At 43.4% G+C, this 16,723-nt stretch carries 16 protein-coding genes and 1 pseudogene; 6 read left to right on the forward strand and 11 right to left on the reverse strand.

The genetic code is table 11. From position 1 onward, the window contains the following. Positions 1–87: 87 nt before the first annotated feature. The gene (locus AAEY93_RS15730; RefSeq protein ID WP_124012294.1) at positions 88–546 is read right to left on the reverse strand and encodes a GNAT family N-acetyltransferase; all 459 of its coding nucleotides are present in this window, start codon (positions 544–546) and stop codon (positions 88–90) included. Positions 547–890: 344 nt separating this feature from the next. Continuing rightward, positions 891–1,217 (reverse strand): annotated as a pseudogene (locus AAEY93_RS15735) (transposase); the annotation flags it as partial. A 223-nt stretch (positions 1,218–1,440) separates the two neighbouring features. On the opposite strand from AAEY93_RS15735, the gene AAEY93_RS15740 reads away from it, so the two are divergent. After that, complete coding sequence (locus AAEY93_RS15740) at positions 1,441–1,779, forward strand: cytosolic protein (protein ID WP_123776827.1); 339 nt, start codon at positions 1,441–1,443, stop codon at positions 1,777–1,779. A 623-nt stretch (positions 1,780–2,402) separates the two neighbouring features. On the opposite strand, the gene AAEY93_RS15745 is transcribed toward AAEY93_RS15740, so the two are convergent. From AAEY93_RS15745 to AAEY93_RS15755, 3 genes are all read right to left on the reverse strand, one after another. Then, positions 2,403–3,236, reverse strand: coding sequence for a sulfurtransferase (locus AAEY93_RS15745; protein ID WP_351078219.1), 834 nt, complete (start codon positions 3,234–3,236; stop codon positions 2,403–2,405). A gap of 70 nt (positions 3,237–3,306) precedes the next feature. Beyond that, on the reverse strand, positions 3,307–3,696 hold the full coding sequence (locus AAEY93_RS15750) for a VanZ family protein (protein WP_351078222.1): 390 nt from the start codon (positions 3,694–3,696) through the stop codon (positions 3,307–3,309). A gap of 238 nt (positions 3,697–3,934) precedes the next feature. After that, complete coding sequence (locus AAEY93_RS15755; protein WP_101034825.1) at positions 3,935–5,431, reverse strand: aldehyde dehydrogenase; 1,497 nt, start codon at positions 5,429–5,431, stop codon at positions 3,935–3,937. 303 nt (positions 5,432–5,734) lie between these two features. Between AAEY93_RS15755 and aptA the strand changes: the two genes are divergently transcribed. The 5 genes from aptA to AAEY93_RS15780 all read left to right on the forward strand — a co-directional run bounded on the left by aptA (position 5,735) and on the right by AAEY93_RS15780 (position 11,070). Continuing rightward, on the forward strand, positions 5,735–7,087 hold the full coding sequence (aptA, locus tag AAEY93_RS15760; RefSeq protein WP_124012299.1) for an omega-aminotransferase AptA: 1,353 nt from the start codon (positions 5,735–5,737) through the stop codon (positions 7,085–7,087). Positions 7,088–7,152: 65 nt separating this feature from the next. Continuing rightward, positions 7,153–8,652, forward strand: coding sequence for a CoA-acylating methylmalonate-semialdehyde dehydrogenase (locus AAEY93_RS15765; protein ID WP_351078225.1), 1,500 nt, complete (start codon positions 7,153–7,155; stop codon positions 8,650–8,652). Between the two features lie 12 nt (positions 8,653–8,664). After that, a complete protein-coding gene (locus AAEY93_RS15770) occupies positions 8,665–9,039 on the forward strand; it encodes a cupin domain-containing protein (protein WP_124012670.1) in 375 nt (124 codons plus the stop codon). 112 nt (positions 9,040–9,151) lie between these two features. Then, positions 9,152–9,874, forward strand: coding sequence for a TorF family putative porin (locus AAEY93_RS15775; protein WP_351078228.1), 723 nt, complete (start codon positions 9,152–9,154; stop codon positions 9,872–9,874). An 851-nt stretch (positions 9,875–10,725) separates the two neighbouring features. Continuing rightward, positions 10,726–11,070 carry a DUF3634 family protein gene (locus tag AAEY93_RS15780; RefSeq protein WP_101034451.1) on the forward strand — a complete coding sequence of 115 codons (345 nt, stop codon included), beginning with the start codon at positions 10,726–10,728 and terminating at the stop codon, positions 11,068–11,070. Positions 11,071–11,282: 212 nt separating this feature from the next. On the opposite strand, the gene AAEY93_RS15785 is transcribed toward AAEY93_RS15780, so the two are convergent. The 6 genes from AAEY93_RS15785 to AAEY93_RS15810 all read right to left on the reverse strand — a co-directional run bounded on the left by AAEY93_RS15785 (position 11,283) and on the right by AAEY93_RS15810 (position 16,673). After that, positions 11,283–11,834: a DUF3833 domain-containing protein gene (locus AAEY93_RS15785; protein WP_101034450.1), complete on the reverse strand. Its 552-nt coding sequence runs from the start codon at positions 11,832–11,834 to the stop codon at positions 11,283–11,285. A 56-nt stretch (positions 11,835–11,890) separates the two neighbouring features. Beyond that, positions 11,891–12,577, reverse strand: a complete 687-nt coding sequence (locus AAEY93_RS15790) for a chalcone isomerase family protein (RefSeq protein WP_351078231.1) — start codon at positions 12,575–12,577, stop codon at positions 11,891–11,893. Continuing rightward, positions 12,574–13,104, reverse strand: coding sequence for a DUF2878 domain-containing protein (locus AAEY93_RS15795; RefSeq protein WP_351078234.1), 531 nt, complete (start codon positions 13,102–13,104; stop codon positions 12,574–12,576). Before AAEY93_RS15795 ends, AAEY93_RS15790 begins: the two co-directional genes overlap by 4 nt. Before the next feature lie 82 nt (positions 13,105–13,186). Beyond that, on the reverse strand, positions 13,187–14,422 hold the full coding sequence (locus AAEY93_RS15800; RefSeq protein ID WP_101034447.1) for an SAM-dependent methyltransferase: 1,236 nt from the start codon (positions 14,420–14,422) through the stop codon (positions 13,187–13,189). A 164-nt stretch (positions 14,423–14,586) separates the two neighbouring features. After that, entirely contained in the window at positions 14,587–15,408 is an 822-nt protein-coding gene (locus tag AAEY93_RS15805) for a DUF1365 domain-containing protein (RefSeq protein ID WP_101034446.1), read from the reverse strand. Further along, positions 15,405–16,673, reverse strand: coding sequence for an NAD(P)/FAD-dependent oxidoreductase (locus AAEY93_RS15810; RefSeq protein ID WP_124012305.1), 1,269 nt, complete (start codon positions 16,671–16,673; stop codon positions 15,405–15,407). Before AAEY93_RS15810 ends, AAEY93_RS15805 begins: the two co-directional genes overlap by 4 nt. Positions 16,674–16,723 lie beyond the last annotated feature (50 nt).

Here is a 16,723-nt window from a genome sequence, read left to right on the forward strand (position 1 = left end):
TTCGATGCTAAGAGATGGTGTTTTATGGGAAGCGCCAAAAGCATAAAATTAACTATTGACGCCATAGTCTCTTGTTAACTTCCGTATTCATGACTGTAACAACATTGTATGAAAAATTATACCGTCTGTATTTTGTTGAACCGAATCAAGGCGGAAACCGAAACGCTCATAAACAGGAATAGCCATAGTTGAAGACTTTACCCAGTAATTTCCATTACCTCCTTGAGCTATACAGATTTCATTTGCTGCTGACCACAATTGTTTAGCGATATTTAACTTTCTAGAAGTAGGGTCAACAAAAAGCTGACTTAACTTTTCTTTTTTGAAAATTGCTATTATTCCGACAATTTTGTATTCCTTGATAAAACATAACATCAAATAGTTTTTATTTTGGATGCGTGCTTTTATAGCTTTCAATTCAAGGCTTTCTTTAAAGTGTACAACACCTTCTTTATTAAAGTCAGAGTTGGTTTCTGGTTCAGCGGCGCTCAGGATTAGAGATCGAATTCCTACTGCATCATTAATTGTAGCTTTCCGTATACTCATTCTATCCCTAGGAAGTTAACGTTTTAGTATTTATGCGTTGCGCTGTTTGCAGGGCATAAATCGCTTGTTGGACTTGGCCGATGCCACATCCATATTAATCGGTATGCTTTATGCTATAGGAATTTGCTTTTTTACGGTAGTTGTTTTTTGTACAGCACTTCGGCTAATCGGTTGTTCTGATTACACCTTTTAAGGCAGGTTTTGAACTGTTTCATCTTTTTCTATCGTCCTGTTACTGTATTGCATAGCGATTTGCCTGCGTGATGATGTGTGCTGTCGTCCCAGCTAATTCTGTATTAACTAAGCACGCCGTTTCATGGTCCACATCACTCATTTTTGGGCATTTAGCCCGACAGCCTCAGTGCGGCTTCGCGCTCGACTATTTTTAATAGCGAGATGAGTCCCATAAACTGTAACCGCCCCGTTTCACATTGCGGGCAACACCAATGCCCTAACGGCTCTATCACCTTTTCTTTCTTGGGGGCTTTCATTGCCAGTTGTGAGCGGATTTGGCTTAACTTTTTACATCGACAACTGTTGGCTAAAAAACCAAAATGCCTTATCCGCATCACGCCTTTTGGCAGCACATGCAATAGGTAACGCCGGATGAACTCTTCGGGAACCATTTGCATGATTTTGCGTTGATTATCCCGATAATCGGTGTAACGCATATCGATTGAACTGGAGGGATCTAGTAAATGATCAATAGCATAAGTAATGGCTGGTGAGCATCCCACCAAATAGTAGTGTTATTGTTCTAAATGATAATGGGGCAAAGACGTGTTTCAAGGTGGCCTAGTGAATGACCGTAAATTGCACAGAATCACTAAATCTCTACTACGTTCTGCCCCTGATAATGTTAAAATCTCCGCATCAGAATTACCGAGAAACTCAATGTTTATCCATCATGTTAACGGCATCGACTGGCTAGTGATCACAGCTTTTGAAGAACTGAAAACTATGTTTATCGAAGAAGCCGGTACGATACCCTCTTGCTTCTCTACCGCCAGCGAATTGAACCTGGTTGATCAAGCAAAGCGAACTTATAGATATTTGCCTACTCTCAGCGGCGTAATCACCGATATCGGCACATATCAAAGACAGGGTAACGAAGAAGATTTGAACCCACAGCTTGCCTGCTTAGTTGAGGGACGTGGTCGGGTATTTATCTATCACGGCGGCTTTGTAGCTTTTGTGGATGACGAGCAAACCTTTATTACCCGAATAGACTGAAAATTATTCAGTAAGTTGAAATTGGCGAATTGGCATCCCTAGCAAGGAATGGGGCATAAATGATTTGCCTACCTTGCTTGCAATTGGCGTGATTCAACTCTGAACTTGAGGCCGTTGAAGACTCTTTACCAAAGAATGCGTGAGCTGTTCCATAGCTTCAGGCTCAATAAAAATTGAGGCCGTTGAAGAAAATAGCGTGAGTCCAGACATGGATGTCTGGCTAGCTTTCGAGGGGAAGGGACGCCCCATCGGAAGCGTTAGCATTTTCGAATAAGACCGAGGCAAGATTCAAATGAGGTTAAAAGCTGGATCTGACCCCATGGCGACCTTTTCGCTGTTTGAAAATGTTGCGGGGCGGCTGGGAGTTCCAAGAGGGAACAGCCGTTGGTTTCCTCTTGGTCTGGTGTGGGTGAAGCGCCACGACGTTAGTGGCCGTAGGCCATAATCTAATAGCCCGTGCAGGGTGGAACCTTGCGATCTTAATCTGGTGTGAGTGAAACGCCACGACGTTAGTGGCCGCAGGCCATAATCTAATAGCCCGTGCAGGGTGGAACCTTGCGATCTTAAGCGTTAGTGGCCGCAGGCCATAAAACAAAAAATACCGACCAATTATTCAATTTGCCCTACTCTATTGGAAGCGCAGCATCCCCGCCCCATTCCGCCCATGAACCATCATAAAGCACCGCTTGATGATGCCCTGCGGCATAGGACGCCAAAATCAAAATACAGGCTGTGATCCCAGAACCGCAACTGAACACCCGTTGAGCATTATGGCTAGTATCTAAAGCCGCAAAAATGGTTTGCAACTCACGGGGTGATTTCATTTTAAACCGACTTAAAACCTGAGCAAACGGCAAACTCAGCGAGCTGGGAATGTGACCACTGCGCATACCAACACGGGGCTCTGGTGAAGTGCCATTAAAACGCCCTGCTGCGCGAGCATCAATAATATCAACTTTGGCATGACCAAGATGGGTTAACACAAACTCAGTGTCACATACTTTGTGTTGCTGCAAACGGCCTTTAATATCGCCAGAATGAGTAGCAGAGGCAAACTGGCGCACAGTATCCCGCCCTTCTACTTGCCATTGCGGTAAGCCACCGTCAAGCACAAATACCTTATCAAAGCCCATCGCTTTAAAAGTCCACCACGCACGCGGCGCAGAATAAATACCTTGATTGTCGTATATTACCACTGTGCTGTTATGGTTTATCCCTAACCTTTGCGCAGCATCGGTAAATTGCACTGCTGTTGGCATAGCATGGGTTTGCGAAGCACGATGATCAAAAAGTAGCTTGTCAATTTGGCAGGATAGCGCACCAGGAATAACGAAAAGCTCATCGTATACTAGTGGCTCTTTACCCAACACAACCTCCATACTGGCATCGAGCAACACAAGGTCTGGATCATCAAGATGTAATGCTAGCCAATCGGTGGTCACTAAAGGAAAATTCACATTAAACCTCTCTTTGCTGTTAGGAAAAATATTGATGTTAACTTGAGTTACGCTTGAAGCGATTATTATCTCAACATCGCTGCGTTAAGCCTCTAAAATAACTGAATAAAGTAATGCCAACGCCATCGGCTGCTAAGTCGATGATGTCCAATGTTCTTGACGGGATAAATCCCTGACTAATTTGGTCAATTAAGACAAATATTGACACTAACACAGTGCCGTAATAAAGCGGAAGACGACCGAGTCTAAAATGACGACTGTGCAAGGCTAAATTGGCCATATAGGTTAATAGACCAAATAACAACATGTGGCCGACTTTATCGCCGTAGGGGACATGTTTTATTAAGTCGAATAACACACTGTGACCACCCGTGTTGGTGAGGTAAATAATCCACAAAATAAAACTAAAAAACCCACCAGCAACAATAATAGCCAAACGAGAGAAGCTCTTATGGGTCATCTGCATTCATCCGTGTATGAAATGTTGATGTAAATAATGCTTTTGAGTCTACCGCAATAGCTAATATTTTAGCGTTAATTTTGCTTAACCTGCGCTCGATTTAAGGCGTCAGCAATAGGGAAGTACTTGTTAAACAAAACCGGAGTATTTGCTCTGAATTATCCCGCCCGATGATGAGCAATAAAAAAGCCCTTTATCACTAAAGGGCTTGATATCAATCACTATAAAAAAATCCCAGTTATAGGACTATCCAAGTGGCTTTGATTTCGGTGTACTTATCAAATGCATGTAATGACTTATCACGACCATTACCCGACTGTTTGTATCCGCCAAACGGCGCGGTCATGTCGCCGCCATCATAATGATTAATCCACACCATGCCGCTGCGGAGTGCTTTGGCCGTTTTGTGAGCTTTGCTTAAGTTTGATGTCCACACTCCAGCCGCTAAACCATACATGGTATCGTTGGCAATTTTGATGGCTTGTTCCATACCATCAAACTCAATAACCGATAATACCGGGCCAAAAATCTCTTCACTGGCAATGGTCATGTCATTGTTAACATTGCTAAAAATGGTCGGTTGCACATACATACCGCCGGTTTCAGCCATCACTTGCTGTCCGCCTTCGACTAAGGTGGCACCTTGCTCACTGCCACTTTTAATGTAGTTCAATACATTGGTCAGCTGCTGTTGATCGACCATTGCACCGCAAGTGGTTTTAGGATCAAGTGGGTGACCAGGCTGCCAGCCTTGCATTTGTTCGGCTATGAGCTTAATCAATTCATCTTTTACGCCCGACTCCACTAATAAGCGTGAGCCCGCAGTACACACTTCACCTTGGTTAAAAGCAATGGCAGTAGCCGCCGCTTCAGCTACCGCTTTTAGATCTGGTGCATCATTAAACACAATATTAGGGCTCTTGCCTCCGGCTTCTAGCCACACGCGTTTCATGTTCGACTCGCCTGCGTAAATCATTAACTGTTTGGCAATTTTAGTTGAGCCAGTAAAGACTAAAGTATCAACATCCATGTGCAGAGCTAACGCTTTACCGACAGTGTGGCCATAGCCGGGTAATACGTTCAACACCCCCGCGGGCATACCTGCTTCAATCGCTAATTGCGCCATACGAATAGCGGTAAGCGGTGATTTCTCGGAGGGTTTCAAAATAACGCTATTGCCGGTGGCGAGCGAAGGCCCAAGCTTCCAGCATGCCATAATCATCGGGAAATTCCATGGCACAATGGCGGCGACTACGCCTACTGGCTCACGGGTGATCATGCCTATCTCATTATGAGCAGTTGGAGCGATTTCATCATAAATTTTATCTATCGCTTCACCGTACCAGCGTATGGCGCGGGCGGCACCGACCACATCAACACCTTTGGAATATTGAATTGGCTTACCCATATCGAGGGTTTCAAGTAACGCCAACTCATCGGCATTGGCTTCAAGTAAATCGGCAAACTTAATCATCACTTGCTTACGCTTAACGGGCGGTAACATTGACCAAGTACCCGCTTCAAACACTTCACGCGCATTCGCCACCGCAAGGTTAGCATCGGCTATATCACAACTAGCCACTTTGGCTAATACTTGGCCATCAATAGGACTGATACAGTCAAATGTGTCACCCGAAGAGGCACCTTGATATTGTCCATTAATGAAGGCTTGCCCGGTAATTGTCAGACTCGCTGCTAGTGCTTCCCAATCGCGACGGCTTGTTGGAGTACTCATTGTGACCTCGAAATAATAAATGGATTGATACGCACCCATTAGGTAGATGCCAAACACAAGATTTGTGTCGCATAAAAGCAACTATCGACACAATAATATTAGTGAATATTGTCACCAGATTATGCTGAACAGCAAGATATTTTCAATATATTTTACAAAAACAGCTCATTTAGTATAAATAAATGCACAAAACACTTTAACGTTCATTATTTTTGACATAGCATAGCAAATATTAACCACTCATAATTTAACCAATGTGAGATGGATCTCCCATAATTGTAGCGATCAATATAGAGTCAATTTATGAGCCAATATCAGCGAAACAATAGCGGCGATTCATCGCAAATGTGGCCCAACATGGAACATTTTTGGATGCCTTTTACCGCTAATAAGCAATTCAAGGCCAATCCAAGATTATTAGTATCAGCCCAAGGCATGTATTACACCGATATCGATGGTAATAAAATACTCGATGCGACAGCTGGATTATGGTGTTGCAATGCCGGACATGGCCGCCAAGAGATTTCCCAAGCGGTAAGCCAGCAGATCAGTCAAATGGATTATGCGCCGTCGTTTCAAATGGGTCATCCGCTCGCATTTGAATTAGCCCATAAACTCTGTCAATTAAGTCCAGATGGATTGGATAAGGTGTTTTTTACCAATTCAGGTTCAGAATCGGTTGATACCGCCCTAAAGATGGCACTTTGTTATCATCGCGCTAATGGCCAAGCAACACGAACTCGGTTTATCGGCCGTGAGCTTGGCTATCATGGCGTGGGGTTTGGTGGTATATCCGTCGGTGGCATTAGCAATAATCGCAAAACCTTCAGCCAGCAATTACTCCAAGGCATTGATCATCTACCTCATACCCTCGACATTGCCAATAATGCCTTTAGCCACGGTTTGCCTCCACATGGCTTAGATAAAGCCGAAGTGCTTGAACAACTGATTACCTTACACGGCGCCGAAAATATTGCCGCTGTGATCGTCGAGCCCATGTCGGGATCGGCAGGGGTCATTTTACCGCCAGAAGGTTACCTAAAGCGCCTACGTGAAATCACTCAAAAGCACGGTATTTTGCTTATTTTTGATGAAGTGATCACCGGATTTGGCCGTCTTGGTGCCGCTTTTGCTAGTGAACGTTGGCAAGTCACCCCAGACATGATCACCACTGCCAAAGCCATTAATAATGGTGCTATTCCAATGGGCGCAGTGTTTGTCAGTAATACCATTCACGACACTTGTATGCATGGCCCTGATGAATTAATTGAGTTTTTCCATGGTTACACCTATTCAGGCCATCCGGTGGCGGCGGCTTCAGCACTGGCAACCTTATCGATATATGAAGATGAAAAATTATTTGAGCGCGCTAAAGGTCTTGAGTCTTATTTTGAGCAAGCGGTTCACAGCCTTAAAGGACTAGCCAACGTAATTGATATTCGTAATACCGGTTTAGTTGCCGGTATTCAACTGGCGCCGAGCGATAAAGGCGTGGGTAAACGAGGTTATGCCATTTTTGATCACTGCTTTAGACATGGCGCGTTGGTGCGGGCAACCGCTGACATTATCGCATTATCGCCGCCACTGATTGTCGAGAAGTCACAAATCGACGACATGGTTAATCACATTAGCGATGCAATTAACGCTGTTGGTTAATGTTTTTGAATACACTTTTTTAATACACTTTTTGAATACATATTTGGCTTAAAAGGATCCTGTTCATGCTTAACATCACTCATTTTGTCGATGGACAACACACGCCAGCCAGTCAGCGCAATCAAAGGATCTATGATCCCGCAACCGGTGAAGCCCGTGGCCAAGTATCATTGGCGAGTCACGATGAAGTCAGCTTGGCGATAGCTGCTGCCAAAAATGCCTATCAAACTTGGTCGCAAGTCACGCCACTGAATCGTGCCCGGGTATTATTCAAATTTAAAGCCTTAGTCGAACAACATGTTGATGAATTGGCCAAACTTATTACCCTTGAGCATGGCAAAGTGCTAGACGATGCCAAAGGTGAAATCACTCGAGGACTCGAAGTGGTTGAGTTTGCTTGCGGTATTCCACATTTACTCAAAGGCGAACACACTCAACAAGTCGGTGGCGGCGTTGATTCATGGTCAGTCAACCAATCTTTGGGGGTTGTCGCAGGCATTTCGCCGTTTAACTTTCCGGTCATGGTACCGATGTGGATGTTCCCCATCGCCATAGCCTGCGGTAATGCTTTTATCATGAAACCGTCTGAAAAAGACCCTAGTGCAGTGATGTTCCTTGCCCAATTACTTAAGCAAGCGGGTTTGCCTAATGGCATATTTAATGTCATCAACGGCGATAAAGAAGCGGTTGATGCCTTACTGACCCACCCCGATGTACACGCCATCAGTTTTGTTGGCTCAACTCCGATTGCCGAATACATTTACACCACAGCCTCTGCTCACGGTAAACGGGTGCAAGCATTGGGTGGGGCTAAAAATCACATGCTATTAATGCCAGATGCTGACTTAGACCAAGCCGTGAATGCGTTAATGGGTGCGGCATATGGGAGTGCAGGTGAACGTTGTATGGCCATTTCAGTGGTATTGGCCGTAGGCGATGTCGGCGACAAATTAGTCACTGCATTATTACCGCAAATTAGTGCCTTAAAGGTGGGCAGTGGTATTACCCCAGAAATGGACATGGGACCGTTAATTTCAGCTCAGCACTTAGCCAAAGTACGCGACTATGTTGAAGCTGGCGTGAATGAAGGCGCGACCTTAGTGGTTGATGGCCGCGATATTAGTATTAGCGATCACCAGCAAGGTTACTTTTTAGGGGCGTGCTTATTTGATCATGTCACGCCAACGATGAGCATTTACCAACAAGAAATTTTTGGTCCTGTGTTAGCTATCGTCCGAGTCGATAACTATGCCGATGGGTTGGCACTGATCAACCAACACGAATTTGGCAATGGTACAGCTATTTTTACTCAAAGCGGCCAAGTTGCACGCCACTTTTGTCACCATGTTGAAGTGGGCATGGTCGGCGTTAATGTGCCGATCCCAGTACCGATGGCATTTCATAGCTTTGGCGGTTGGAAACGATCGCTATTTGGACCGCTACACATGCATGGTCCAGATGGAGTGCGTTTTTATACTAAGCGAAAAGCCATTACCGCCCGCTGGCCACAAGCAAAAACCGACAGTAACGAACCTTCGGCTTTTATTATGCCGACGATGAAATAAATGAAACCAACGATGAAGCATATTAACGATATTACGCTTTTTAGTAGCCAATCAACTGCGGTTGAGTCGTATCATTTAACTGATGAAAAACGGCTTACTGGCGATCCACTGCAGTCAGTGCAAAACCATTTTCAAAGCCCGTGCAAGCAGTTTAATGTTGGCATTTGGCAAAGTGAACCAGGCAGTTGGAATATCAATTATAGCGAATATGAGTATTGCGATATTCTCGAAGGCTGCAGCATTATCACCGACAGTCGAGGCAAAAGCTTAACCGTCAATGTAGGTGATAAATTTGTTATTCCTGCTGGGTTTTCCGGTACATGGGAGGTAGTCAATCACTGTATAAAAATCTACGTTATGTTTGAACAACAGCTTGAGCAAACATAGTGTTTAACCGCCATGCGGTACAGACAAGGCCCTTGCGGTTTTGACTCTGATAAGTGGCATACGCAGTAGCTGGAGACCAGCGGCTGCATTTTATGTAAATGGAGATAATATCGTGTCGAACACATTAAAAAGAACGCGAATTGCACTGTTAAGCGGATTAACGTTATCAGCTACCCTACTGGCTCCGTTAGCTACGGCAGAAGTGTCTGGTGCGGTTACTGTAACCAACGATTATCGTTTCCGTGGTGTATCACAAACAGCCGGTGACCCAGCGCTACAAGCCAATATTGATTGGAGCCATGAAAGCGGCTTTTTTGTTGGTGCTTGGGGCAGTAATGTCGACTTTGATGAGCCCGGATATAACGGCCCAGACATAGAAGTAGACCTGTACGCGGGCTATTACGGCGAGATTAACGACAACACCAGTTATGACTTAACTTTGTACCGTTATAACTACCCCGGAGAAAGCGATTTAGACTATTTAGAAGTCAGCGCAGGTATTGATTTTAGTGGTTTTAGAGCCGCCTATTGGTTTACTAATGACTATGGCGGCAGCGATCTTGATCTACATTACACCGAAATCAATTACGGCTGGGAGTTTACTGAAAACTGGAGCCTAGATGTGCATTATGGCTACAACTTTGGTGACGCGATTGATGACGGTGAAGGCTTTGATAGCTACTCAGACTACTCTGTTGGCGTATCAACTGAAGTCGCCGGCTTTGGCATCTCGGTTGCCTATCTAGACACCGACATTGATGGTGATTACGAAGTAAGCTCTGGGCTATATAAAAACTCAGGCACCTTATTGGCGAGCGTCAGTTACGCGTTCTAAGTCACTATGTGTTAATAAGTGATGCTAATCAGTGCAAATCTGAGCTAATGATGATGAATAATGTTTGTCGCTCAGTATTAAAAACAAAAACCGCCATGGGGCGGTTTTTTTATTACTTAACCTCAACCCTGGATAAGAGAGGGAATGAATCGATGGGTTAAGGGGTAGAATAAATGGATAAAACTAAACTTACTTGGTGGTTAACGCTATTAGTGGTTGCCCTTGCCGCTTGCGTTTTCACGACTTACCAACCTAGTAGGACGGACCTACGCCCTGCTATAGTGCGCTTCGCTGCTAGGACGGACTGCGCCCTGCTATAGTGCGCTTCGCTGCTAGGACGGACTTCGTCCTGCTATAGTGCGCTTCGCTGCTAGGACGGACTTCGTCCTGCTATAGTGCGCTTCGCTGCTAGGACGGACTTCGTCCTGCTATAGTGCGCTTCGCTGCTAGGACGGACTTCGTCCTGCTAGGGACAGCTTCGCTGTTAAGATTTTATAGCATCTAGCTGCGTAGCATCCTAGCAGCGCAGCGCTCTAGGCTTGTTGATTCTAGATTTTAGCTTGTATGTCATCGTTCGTCATCGCTCGTCACCGCTTGTCATCTCAGGGATAGGGATAGAAATAGCTTGCTTCTCGGCTTACCTTTCGGGAGACAATACGAGCATGTTGAAGTGGCTTGGGTATCACACTTAAAAGACAAAAGCGTGCTGCATTTCTAAATGATCTATTATTGATAGAACATAACTTCGATCTTGCGCATAGATTTCAATAAAATAGCGTTGCATCCATGACGTACGAGAGTATCTTATTGTTATAGCAACCGTATAACTAAACGGCACAAAGGAGCAAACTATGGCTGATAACATTATTAAAATACTGGTCATTGCAGTATTATTTTTTCTGGCCTATAAACTAATTTTTAGTGGTAGCCGTGGATTAACACTTTTTGAAATGCATTTTAAAGATGGCAAGCTCAATAAGCATAAAGGCAAAATACCGGAGAAGTTTGAACGTGATTGTCGTGCAATAGCTAAATCTAATAAACTGACTTGCACTGTCAGAGCAGAAAAGTCTGGTGACGTGCGTTTGCATGTGTCGGCCAATATTGGCGACAACTTAGTCCAGCAAATTCGTAACCAGTTTCCGTTTGAGTATTACGACAAGAAACAGTCAGACGCGTCTAAACTTAAAGGTTAATACAAGTTGTTGGCGGACATAAAAAATGGACTCTATTGAGTCCATTTTTTATGTCCGTAGAGGCGTTAGAATACCTTGTTTTAGATTAGCCTTGTGTGGCCTGTTATTGCTTAGCAACTCATATAGCTATATGAGTCAGCTATATGAGTTAACTTTTTGCTTTAGTCTGTTACTTAATATTTTTGCTTAATCTTGTTAGTGAGCCTTGTTAATTAGTCTTCTTGCTTAGAGATGACCAAGGTCACTTGAGCGACAGTAATACCAAACTTGATAATGTCGCTTTTGTTAATAATGGTTTGGTTATCAACTAGAAACATCCAATCATCAAAGTGCACTTGATACTCACTACCATCGACGGCTAATTGCATATCATAACGCCAGCGTAATGCGCTGCCGCGCGACTCCCCTTGGGCAATGCCTAATATATCATTGGCTGTACCCTGATAAACCCCATTACCTTTATCAATAATTTTCCACACACGGGTTTGCTTTTCACCATCATCGTAAATAAACCATTCGTTAATCACTCCTTGCTTACCTTCAGGAGAATCAGTCCAGTTTGCTTCCATAGTGACAGTAAATTTGCGGGTTACCTTGCCCGAAAAGTCTTGTACTATCCCTGCTGCTGTTAACTTACCATCAAAAAACGTGGCTAAATCTAACCGGGGGGTGGTGTTTTGATAATCTTCAATCGATGCAGATGAGCATGACATGACGCCTAAAAGTAATCCTGTGTATAAACATACATAAGCTAACTTTTTCATCAACCCTCGTGCAAAAATATGACCTCTGTGGTGCATAGAGAATAGGATGGTGGGCATTAGTTGGCTCCAATTAATTGTTTGCGTAATTTAGGGTGGCTGGTTTTTTCCGACAACCAAATGTCGAGAAATGCTTCAGGAAATTGCGCATTACTCACTTGATAATAAGGCGTGTCATTGAGTAAAAATGCAGCGTCATTAGGATTGTTGACCCTAAAGGTAAGTCTGTCGCCCTGTTTAACATCAGGCCATGCTCGCACTAATTGCTGGCTTAACAGGGTGATGTCGTCTTCGGTTAACCCAAGGTGTTGCCATTGTTCGATAGTGGCATCAACTAAATCAGGGGCTTGGATATCACGGTGATATTGAATATCGAGGATCATTGGGAATCGATTGGCTTGGTACTTGCCATCAAGAGAAAACAGCTTGGCAGTGTAGATATCGAACCATAATAAGCTCATGTCGGCAGAACCCACTTGAATCAATGTCGTATTCGTTATGCTGGCTTTATTTGTGGTCTTGGCGCTATTGGTTATATTGGCTGCATCGGTTGTATTGGCTGGTTGCATCGACAATGTCGAACCAATGTCGCTATCATTGGCAGCAGCATGGTTAATACTAGTCGCGATGATCACTACTAATACTAATGCCCCTCCCGCACCAAATAACAATTCGCTCAACCAATGAGTTAATGGTTGCAGCCCTTTATCTTGCTGCAGCTTGTCGGTGCTAACTAAGGTTTTCATTGATTGTTCTCCAAGACCATATTCGCTGGTGCGATACGTTTGCTGACCCAAAGCAATACGGGAAATAAGCCACTCCAGATCAATGCCAATATCAGTGCACTCTTTTCATAACCTAAAGGCAACACCACAGCATCAAATTTAGCGCCCGTCAGATAACTTAAACAGCCAAACACGCCACCGAGTATTGATTGTAACCATAGTGGTAAGGTTTTAAAAAAAGCTAAGCTGTAATCTAAACTGAGAGCAAAGTAGCACCACAATATTGCCAACCAATAAGGGATTATGTTGAATTCAAATACGCCAAACCATACTAATAAGCTGTCAACGACTATCCCAATTGCACCACAAACACCCATTAACAGAGCATCATGACGAGCAGAATTGGATAATAAAAAATGACCGATGATCAGTAAAATTGACAGTATGATAAGTTGGTTTTGGGCTATCACACCCGACCACCACACCAACTGAAAACACACGGCGTTAATCAGGATAAATAATGTTGAGGGCAAAGCGTAAGTAGGCATAATATATCACCCAAATAGGAGGATACGACCCGGTAAGCCGTTACCGGGGATGTAAATCACTAAGGGCAATAAAACGCAATTATCAAGGGCGATATAGCGGTCTAACCGCGACCAAGTGAACTGTACTTGTAGTACGTTCTAAAAAGCCACCTTCGCAATAGCTTAGATAAAACTTCCACATCCGAATGAAATCGTCACCGTAATTTAACGCTTTTATTTTATCGTAAGCGGCATCAAAGTTTTCATGCCAATGCTTTAATGTGCGGGCATAATCTCTACCCATGTCGTCAATTGACCAGGTAACCATGTCAGTTTTCTTGGCAATGTGTCGGGTCATTTCGCTGACCGAGGGTAAACAGCCACCAGGAAAGATGTAGCGCTGAATAAAGTCGACACTCTTGCGATAACTGTCATAACGTTGATCGGCAATGGTAATAGCTTGGATCAGCATTCGCCCTTCAGGCTTAAGTAAATGCTGTAGCTTTTCAAAAAACCCGCCTAAATATTCGTGACCCACAGCTTCGATCATTTCAATAGAGACAATGCGATCATATTCGCCAGTCAATAAGCGGTAATCTTGTTTGAGTAAGGTGATCTTATCTTCAAGGCCTAGTTGCTTAACTCGTTCAACAGCGAACTCATATTGCGCATCGGAAATAGTGGTGGTGGTAACATTTACGCCATAGTGTTTTGCAGCATAAATAGCTAATGCCCCCCAACCGGTACCAACCTCAAGTAATGTTTGACCTGGCGATAAGTCTAGGCGTTCACAGATGGTTTGCAACTTATGTAATTGCGCTTCATTTAGATTGCTATCATCGTTCGGATAAAGTGCACTTGAATACATCATTTCCGGGTCAAGAAACTGTTTATACATGTCATTACCTAAATCGTAATGAGCCAGAATATTGCGCTTTGAACCTTGTTCAGAATTACGATTAAACACATGCTTAATCCGGTTAACACTATTACTCAACCATGAAAAATAGCGTTCAATATTGTCTAACAAGGCTAAGTTTTTAGCAAAAATTTGCACCACTTTGGTTAAATCTGGACTGCTCCAGTGACCTTGAATATAAGCTTCACCGGCACCAATTGAGCCACCAAACACCACTTGACGATAAAAGTTAGCATGCTTGACTTGCATGGTGGCGTGAACGTTGCTGTTAACGTTACCAAACTCAGACGTTTGGTTGCCGTCAACAATAGTTAAATGCCCTTCAGCAAGATGGGCTAATGCGCGAAGTAAAATTTTCCTTGCAAGACTGTCAGATAGACTCGCTTGAGTCATGCTACTTTCCGTCGCCATATTTTCCATGTCATCTCTCCAGTTCGTACACTGTATTATTCGCTTTATTGGCGTCATTACAGCTTAGTACGTGGTAACCATCCATTTGGTTTACATTTTGCTATTCACATTTTGCAAGAGTGAGGGGCCGATTGTTGTTTGCTGGTAAAATTCATCTCGATAGGTCAACAGGCCTAACTCACCTTAATAGTTTGTTTGCCGACAAATGGGATCCGTTTAATAAATAACTTCATTGCTTGCCAATAAATACCTAACATAATTTTGCTGGTCATTAATGGATAACTCAACATAAATTGACGCATGGAACTCGAAGTAATTGGTTGGCGTTTTAACACTAAACTGGCATCAAATAATTTATCATTATTAGCATTTCGATTTTCAATGATCACTTTTAAATGCTTGGCTGGCGGCGTAATACGCCACAGATAATGCATCTCTAAATTCATAAACGGCGACACAGGAAATACTTTGTCGGTTTGAATAGTATGGGCAATATCGACCAGATAACAATGGCGCTCATTCCAAGGAGTATTACTCACCTCAGCAAGCATATAAACCATGTCATTTTGATGATAGCAAAAGTAAAAGTTGACCGGACTAAAGTAAAAACCACAGTGGCGTATTTGTCCAGAAAATATAATTTTATCGCATACTTGTGTGGCCCCAAGATGCTTAATGGTTGCTAACACGCGCAGCTTCAAGGCCATAGCATCATTGCCATGACAGGCTTGGTTCAAGACAAGCTTGTCACCAAATTGCTTATCGAGGGCATTGAGGTAATCACTGGGATTAAATTTAAGCGGGGTAAATTTGTCTGTTGAAAACAACTTACTGACCGCCGTTAATGCAGGCAGTTCATCTAAATCAATCGCCATCATCGCAATATTATAACCAAAATGATGCAACTTAGGCGTATGACGGCGATGGTTTATATTGCCGCAATAAATGCCACTGTTTAATTGATCATGTTCCATTACCGATGTGGTTTGATTCATAAACTAATCCCAAACAGATCACATACTTCAACCGCGCTACGAACGCCGTCCTCATGAAATCCATTATGCCAATAAGCTCCGGCAAAGTAAGTATTATGTTTACCATTAATAAGCGACTTTTTCGCTTGAGACTTCATGCTAGCATCATTAAAAACTGGGTGAGCATAATTAAACTTGCGCAAAATTTTACTGTCGTCAATTAATGCAGTTTGATTTAAGGTGACACAGAATGTGGGTGCACTGGCAGGCAAGCACTGCAAAATATTCATATTATAGGTCACACTGGCTGGACGCTGGGCAACATCTTGCGGGTTATTGCCATCCAAACGATAGTTCCAGCTTGCCCACGCCGCTTTGCGCTTAGGCAACAAATTAATGTCAGTGTGCAGTACCACTTCATTATTTTGATATTCCATCGCAGCTAACACGTCTATTTCGTCTTCAGTAGCATCGGTTAACATGGCTAATGCTTGATCGCTGTGACAACTTAACACCACATCATCAAAGCGCTGCCATTCGCCTTTAGCAACTTGAACATACACACCATCATCGGCGCGTTTAATACCGGTAACTGGAGAATTTAGCTGGATGCGATCTTTGAAAGGCGCGGTTAAGGCGGGGATATAACTGCGCGATCCACCTTCAAGCACATACCATTGCGGTCGATCATTAATATTTAATAAACCATGGTGTTGGAAAAATCGAATAAAAAATCGCAGAGAAAAACCACGCATGTCATCAATACTGGCAGACCAAATAGCCGCGCCCATAGGCAGAATGTAATGCTCACAGAAAAAGGCAGAAAAACCTTGTTCATTAAGGTACTCACCTAATGAAGCGGTAGGGTATTTGTCGGCCTCATAAATCACTTTACAACCATTGTTAAAACGAACAATTTCGCCCAAAAATCGATAAAAACTCGGACGGAGTAAATTACGACGCTGGGCAAATAAGCTCCACAAATTATTGCCATTATATTCAAGCCCGGTGAGTGCATTATTAACACTAAAACTCATTTCTGTAGGGAGAGACTTAATCTCAAGCTGCGCCATTAATTTTTCAAAACGCGGATAGGTACGGTCATTAAACACAATAAAACCAGAATCAATGGCGTATTGCTGCCCAGCCACTTCCACATCTACTGTAGCGGTATGTCCGCCAATATAATCATTGGCCTCAAACACAGTTACCGTGTGTTCACGGCTTAATAGATGGGCGCAGGTTAAACCGGAAATTCCAGAACCAATCACGGCGATATTTTTCATTAAGTTAATCCTTGACCTAATAATTATTATTGTTACTTTTATTGTTACTT

Source organism: Shewanella sp. CAL98-MNA-CIBAN-0140 (assembly GCF_040309905.1).
GTDB classification, from domain to species: Bacteria; Pseudomonadota; Gammaproteobacteria; order Enterobacterales; family Shewanellaceae; genus Shewanella; species Shewanella psychromarinicola.

Coding starts and splice junctions, on each gene's coding strand:
- AAEY93_RS15730 (WP_124012294.1), bottom strand. CDS start 546: ATGAGTATACGGAAAGCTACAATTAATGATGCAGTAGGAATTCGATCT.
- AAEY93_RS15740 (WP_123776827.1), top strand. CDS start 1,441: ATGTTTATCCATCATGTTAACGGCATCGACTGGCTAGTGATCACAGCT.
- AAEY93_RS15750 (WP_351078222.1), bottom strand. CDS start 3,696: ATGACCCATAAGAGCTTCTCTCGTTTGGCTATTATTGTTGCTGGTGGG.
- AAEY93_RS15755 (WP_101034825.1), bottom strand. CDS start 5,431: ATGAGTACTCCAACAAGCCGTCGCGATTGGGAAGCACTAGCAGCGAGT.
- aptA (WP_124012299.1), top strand. CDS start 5,735: ATGAGCCAATATCAGCGAAACAATAGCGGCGATTCATCGCAAATGTGG.
- AAEY93_RS15765 (WP_351078225.1), top strand. CDS start 7,153: ATGCTTAACATCACTCATTTTGTCGATGGACAACACACGCCAGCCAGT.
- AAEY93_RS15770 (WP_124012670.1), top strand. CDS start 8,665: ATGAAGCATATTAACGATATTACGCTTTTTAGTAGCCAATCAACTGCG.
- AAEY93_RS15780 (WP_101034451.1), top strand. CDS start 10,726: ATGGCTGATAACATTATTAAAATACTGGTCATTGCAGTATTATTTTTT.
- AAEY93_RS15785 (WP_101034450.1), bottom strand. CDS start 11,834: ATGAAAAAGTTAGCTTATGTATGTTTATACACAGGATTACTTTTAGGC.
- AAEY93_RS15790 (WP_351078231.1), bottom strand. CDS start 12,577: ATGAAAACCTTAGTTAGCACCGACAAGCTGCAGCAAGATAAAGGGCTG.
- AAEY93_RS15795 (WP_351078234.1), bottom strand. CDS start 13,104: ATGCCTACTTACGCTTTGCCCTCAACATTATTTATCCTGATTAACGCC.
- AAEY93_RS15800 (WP_101034447.1), bottom strand. CDS start 14,422: ATGGAAAATATGGCGACGGAAAGTAGCATGACTCAAGCGAGTCTATCT.
- AAEY93_RS15805 (WP_101034446.1), bottom strand. CDS start 15,408: ATGAATCAAACCACATCGGTAATGGAACATGATCAATTAAACAGTGGC.
- AAEY93_RS15810 (WP_124012305.1), bottom strand. CDS start 16,673: ATGAAAAATATCGCCGTGATTGGTTCTGGAATTTCCGGTTTAACCTGC.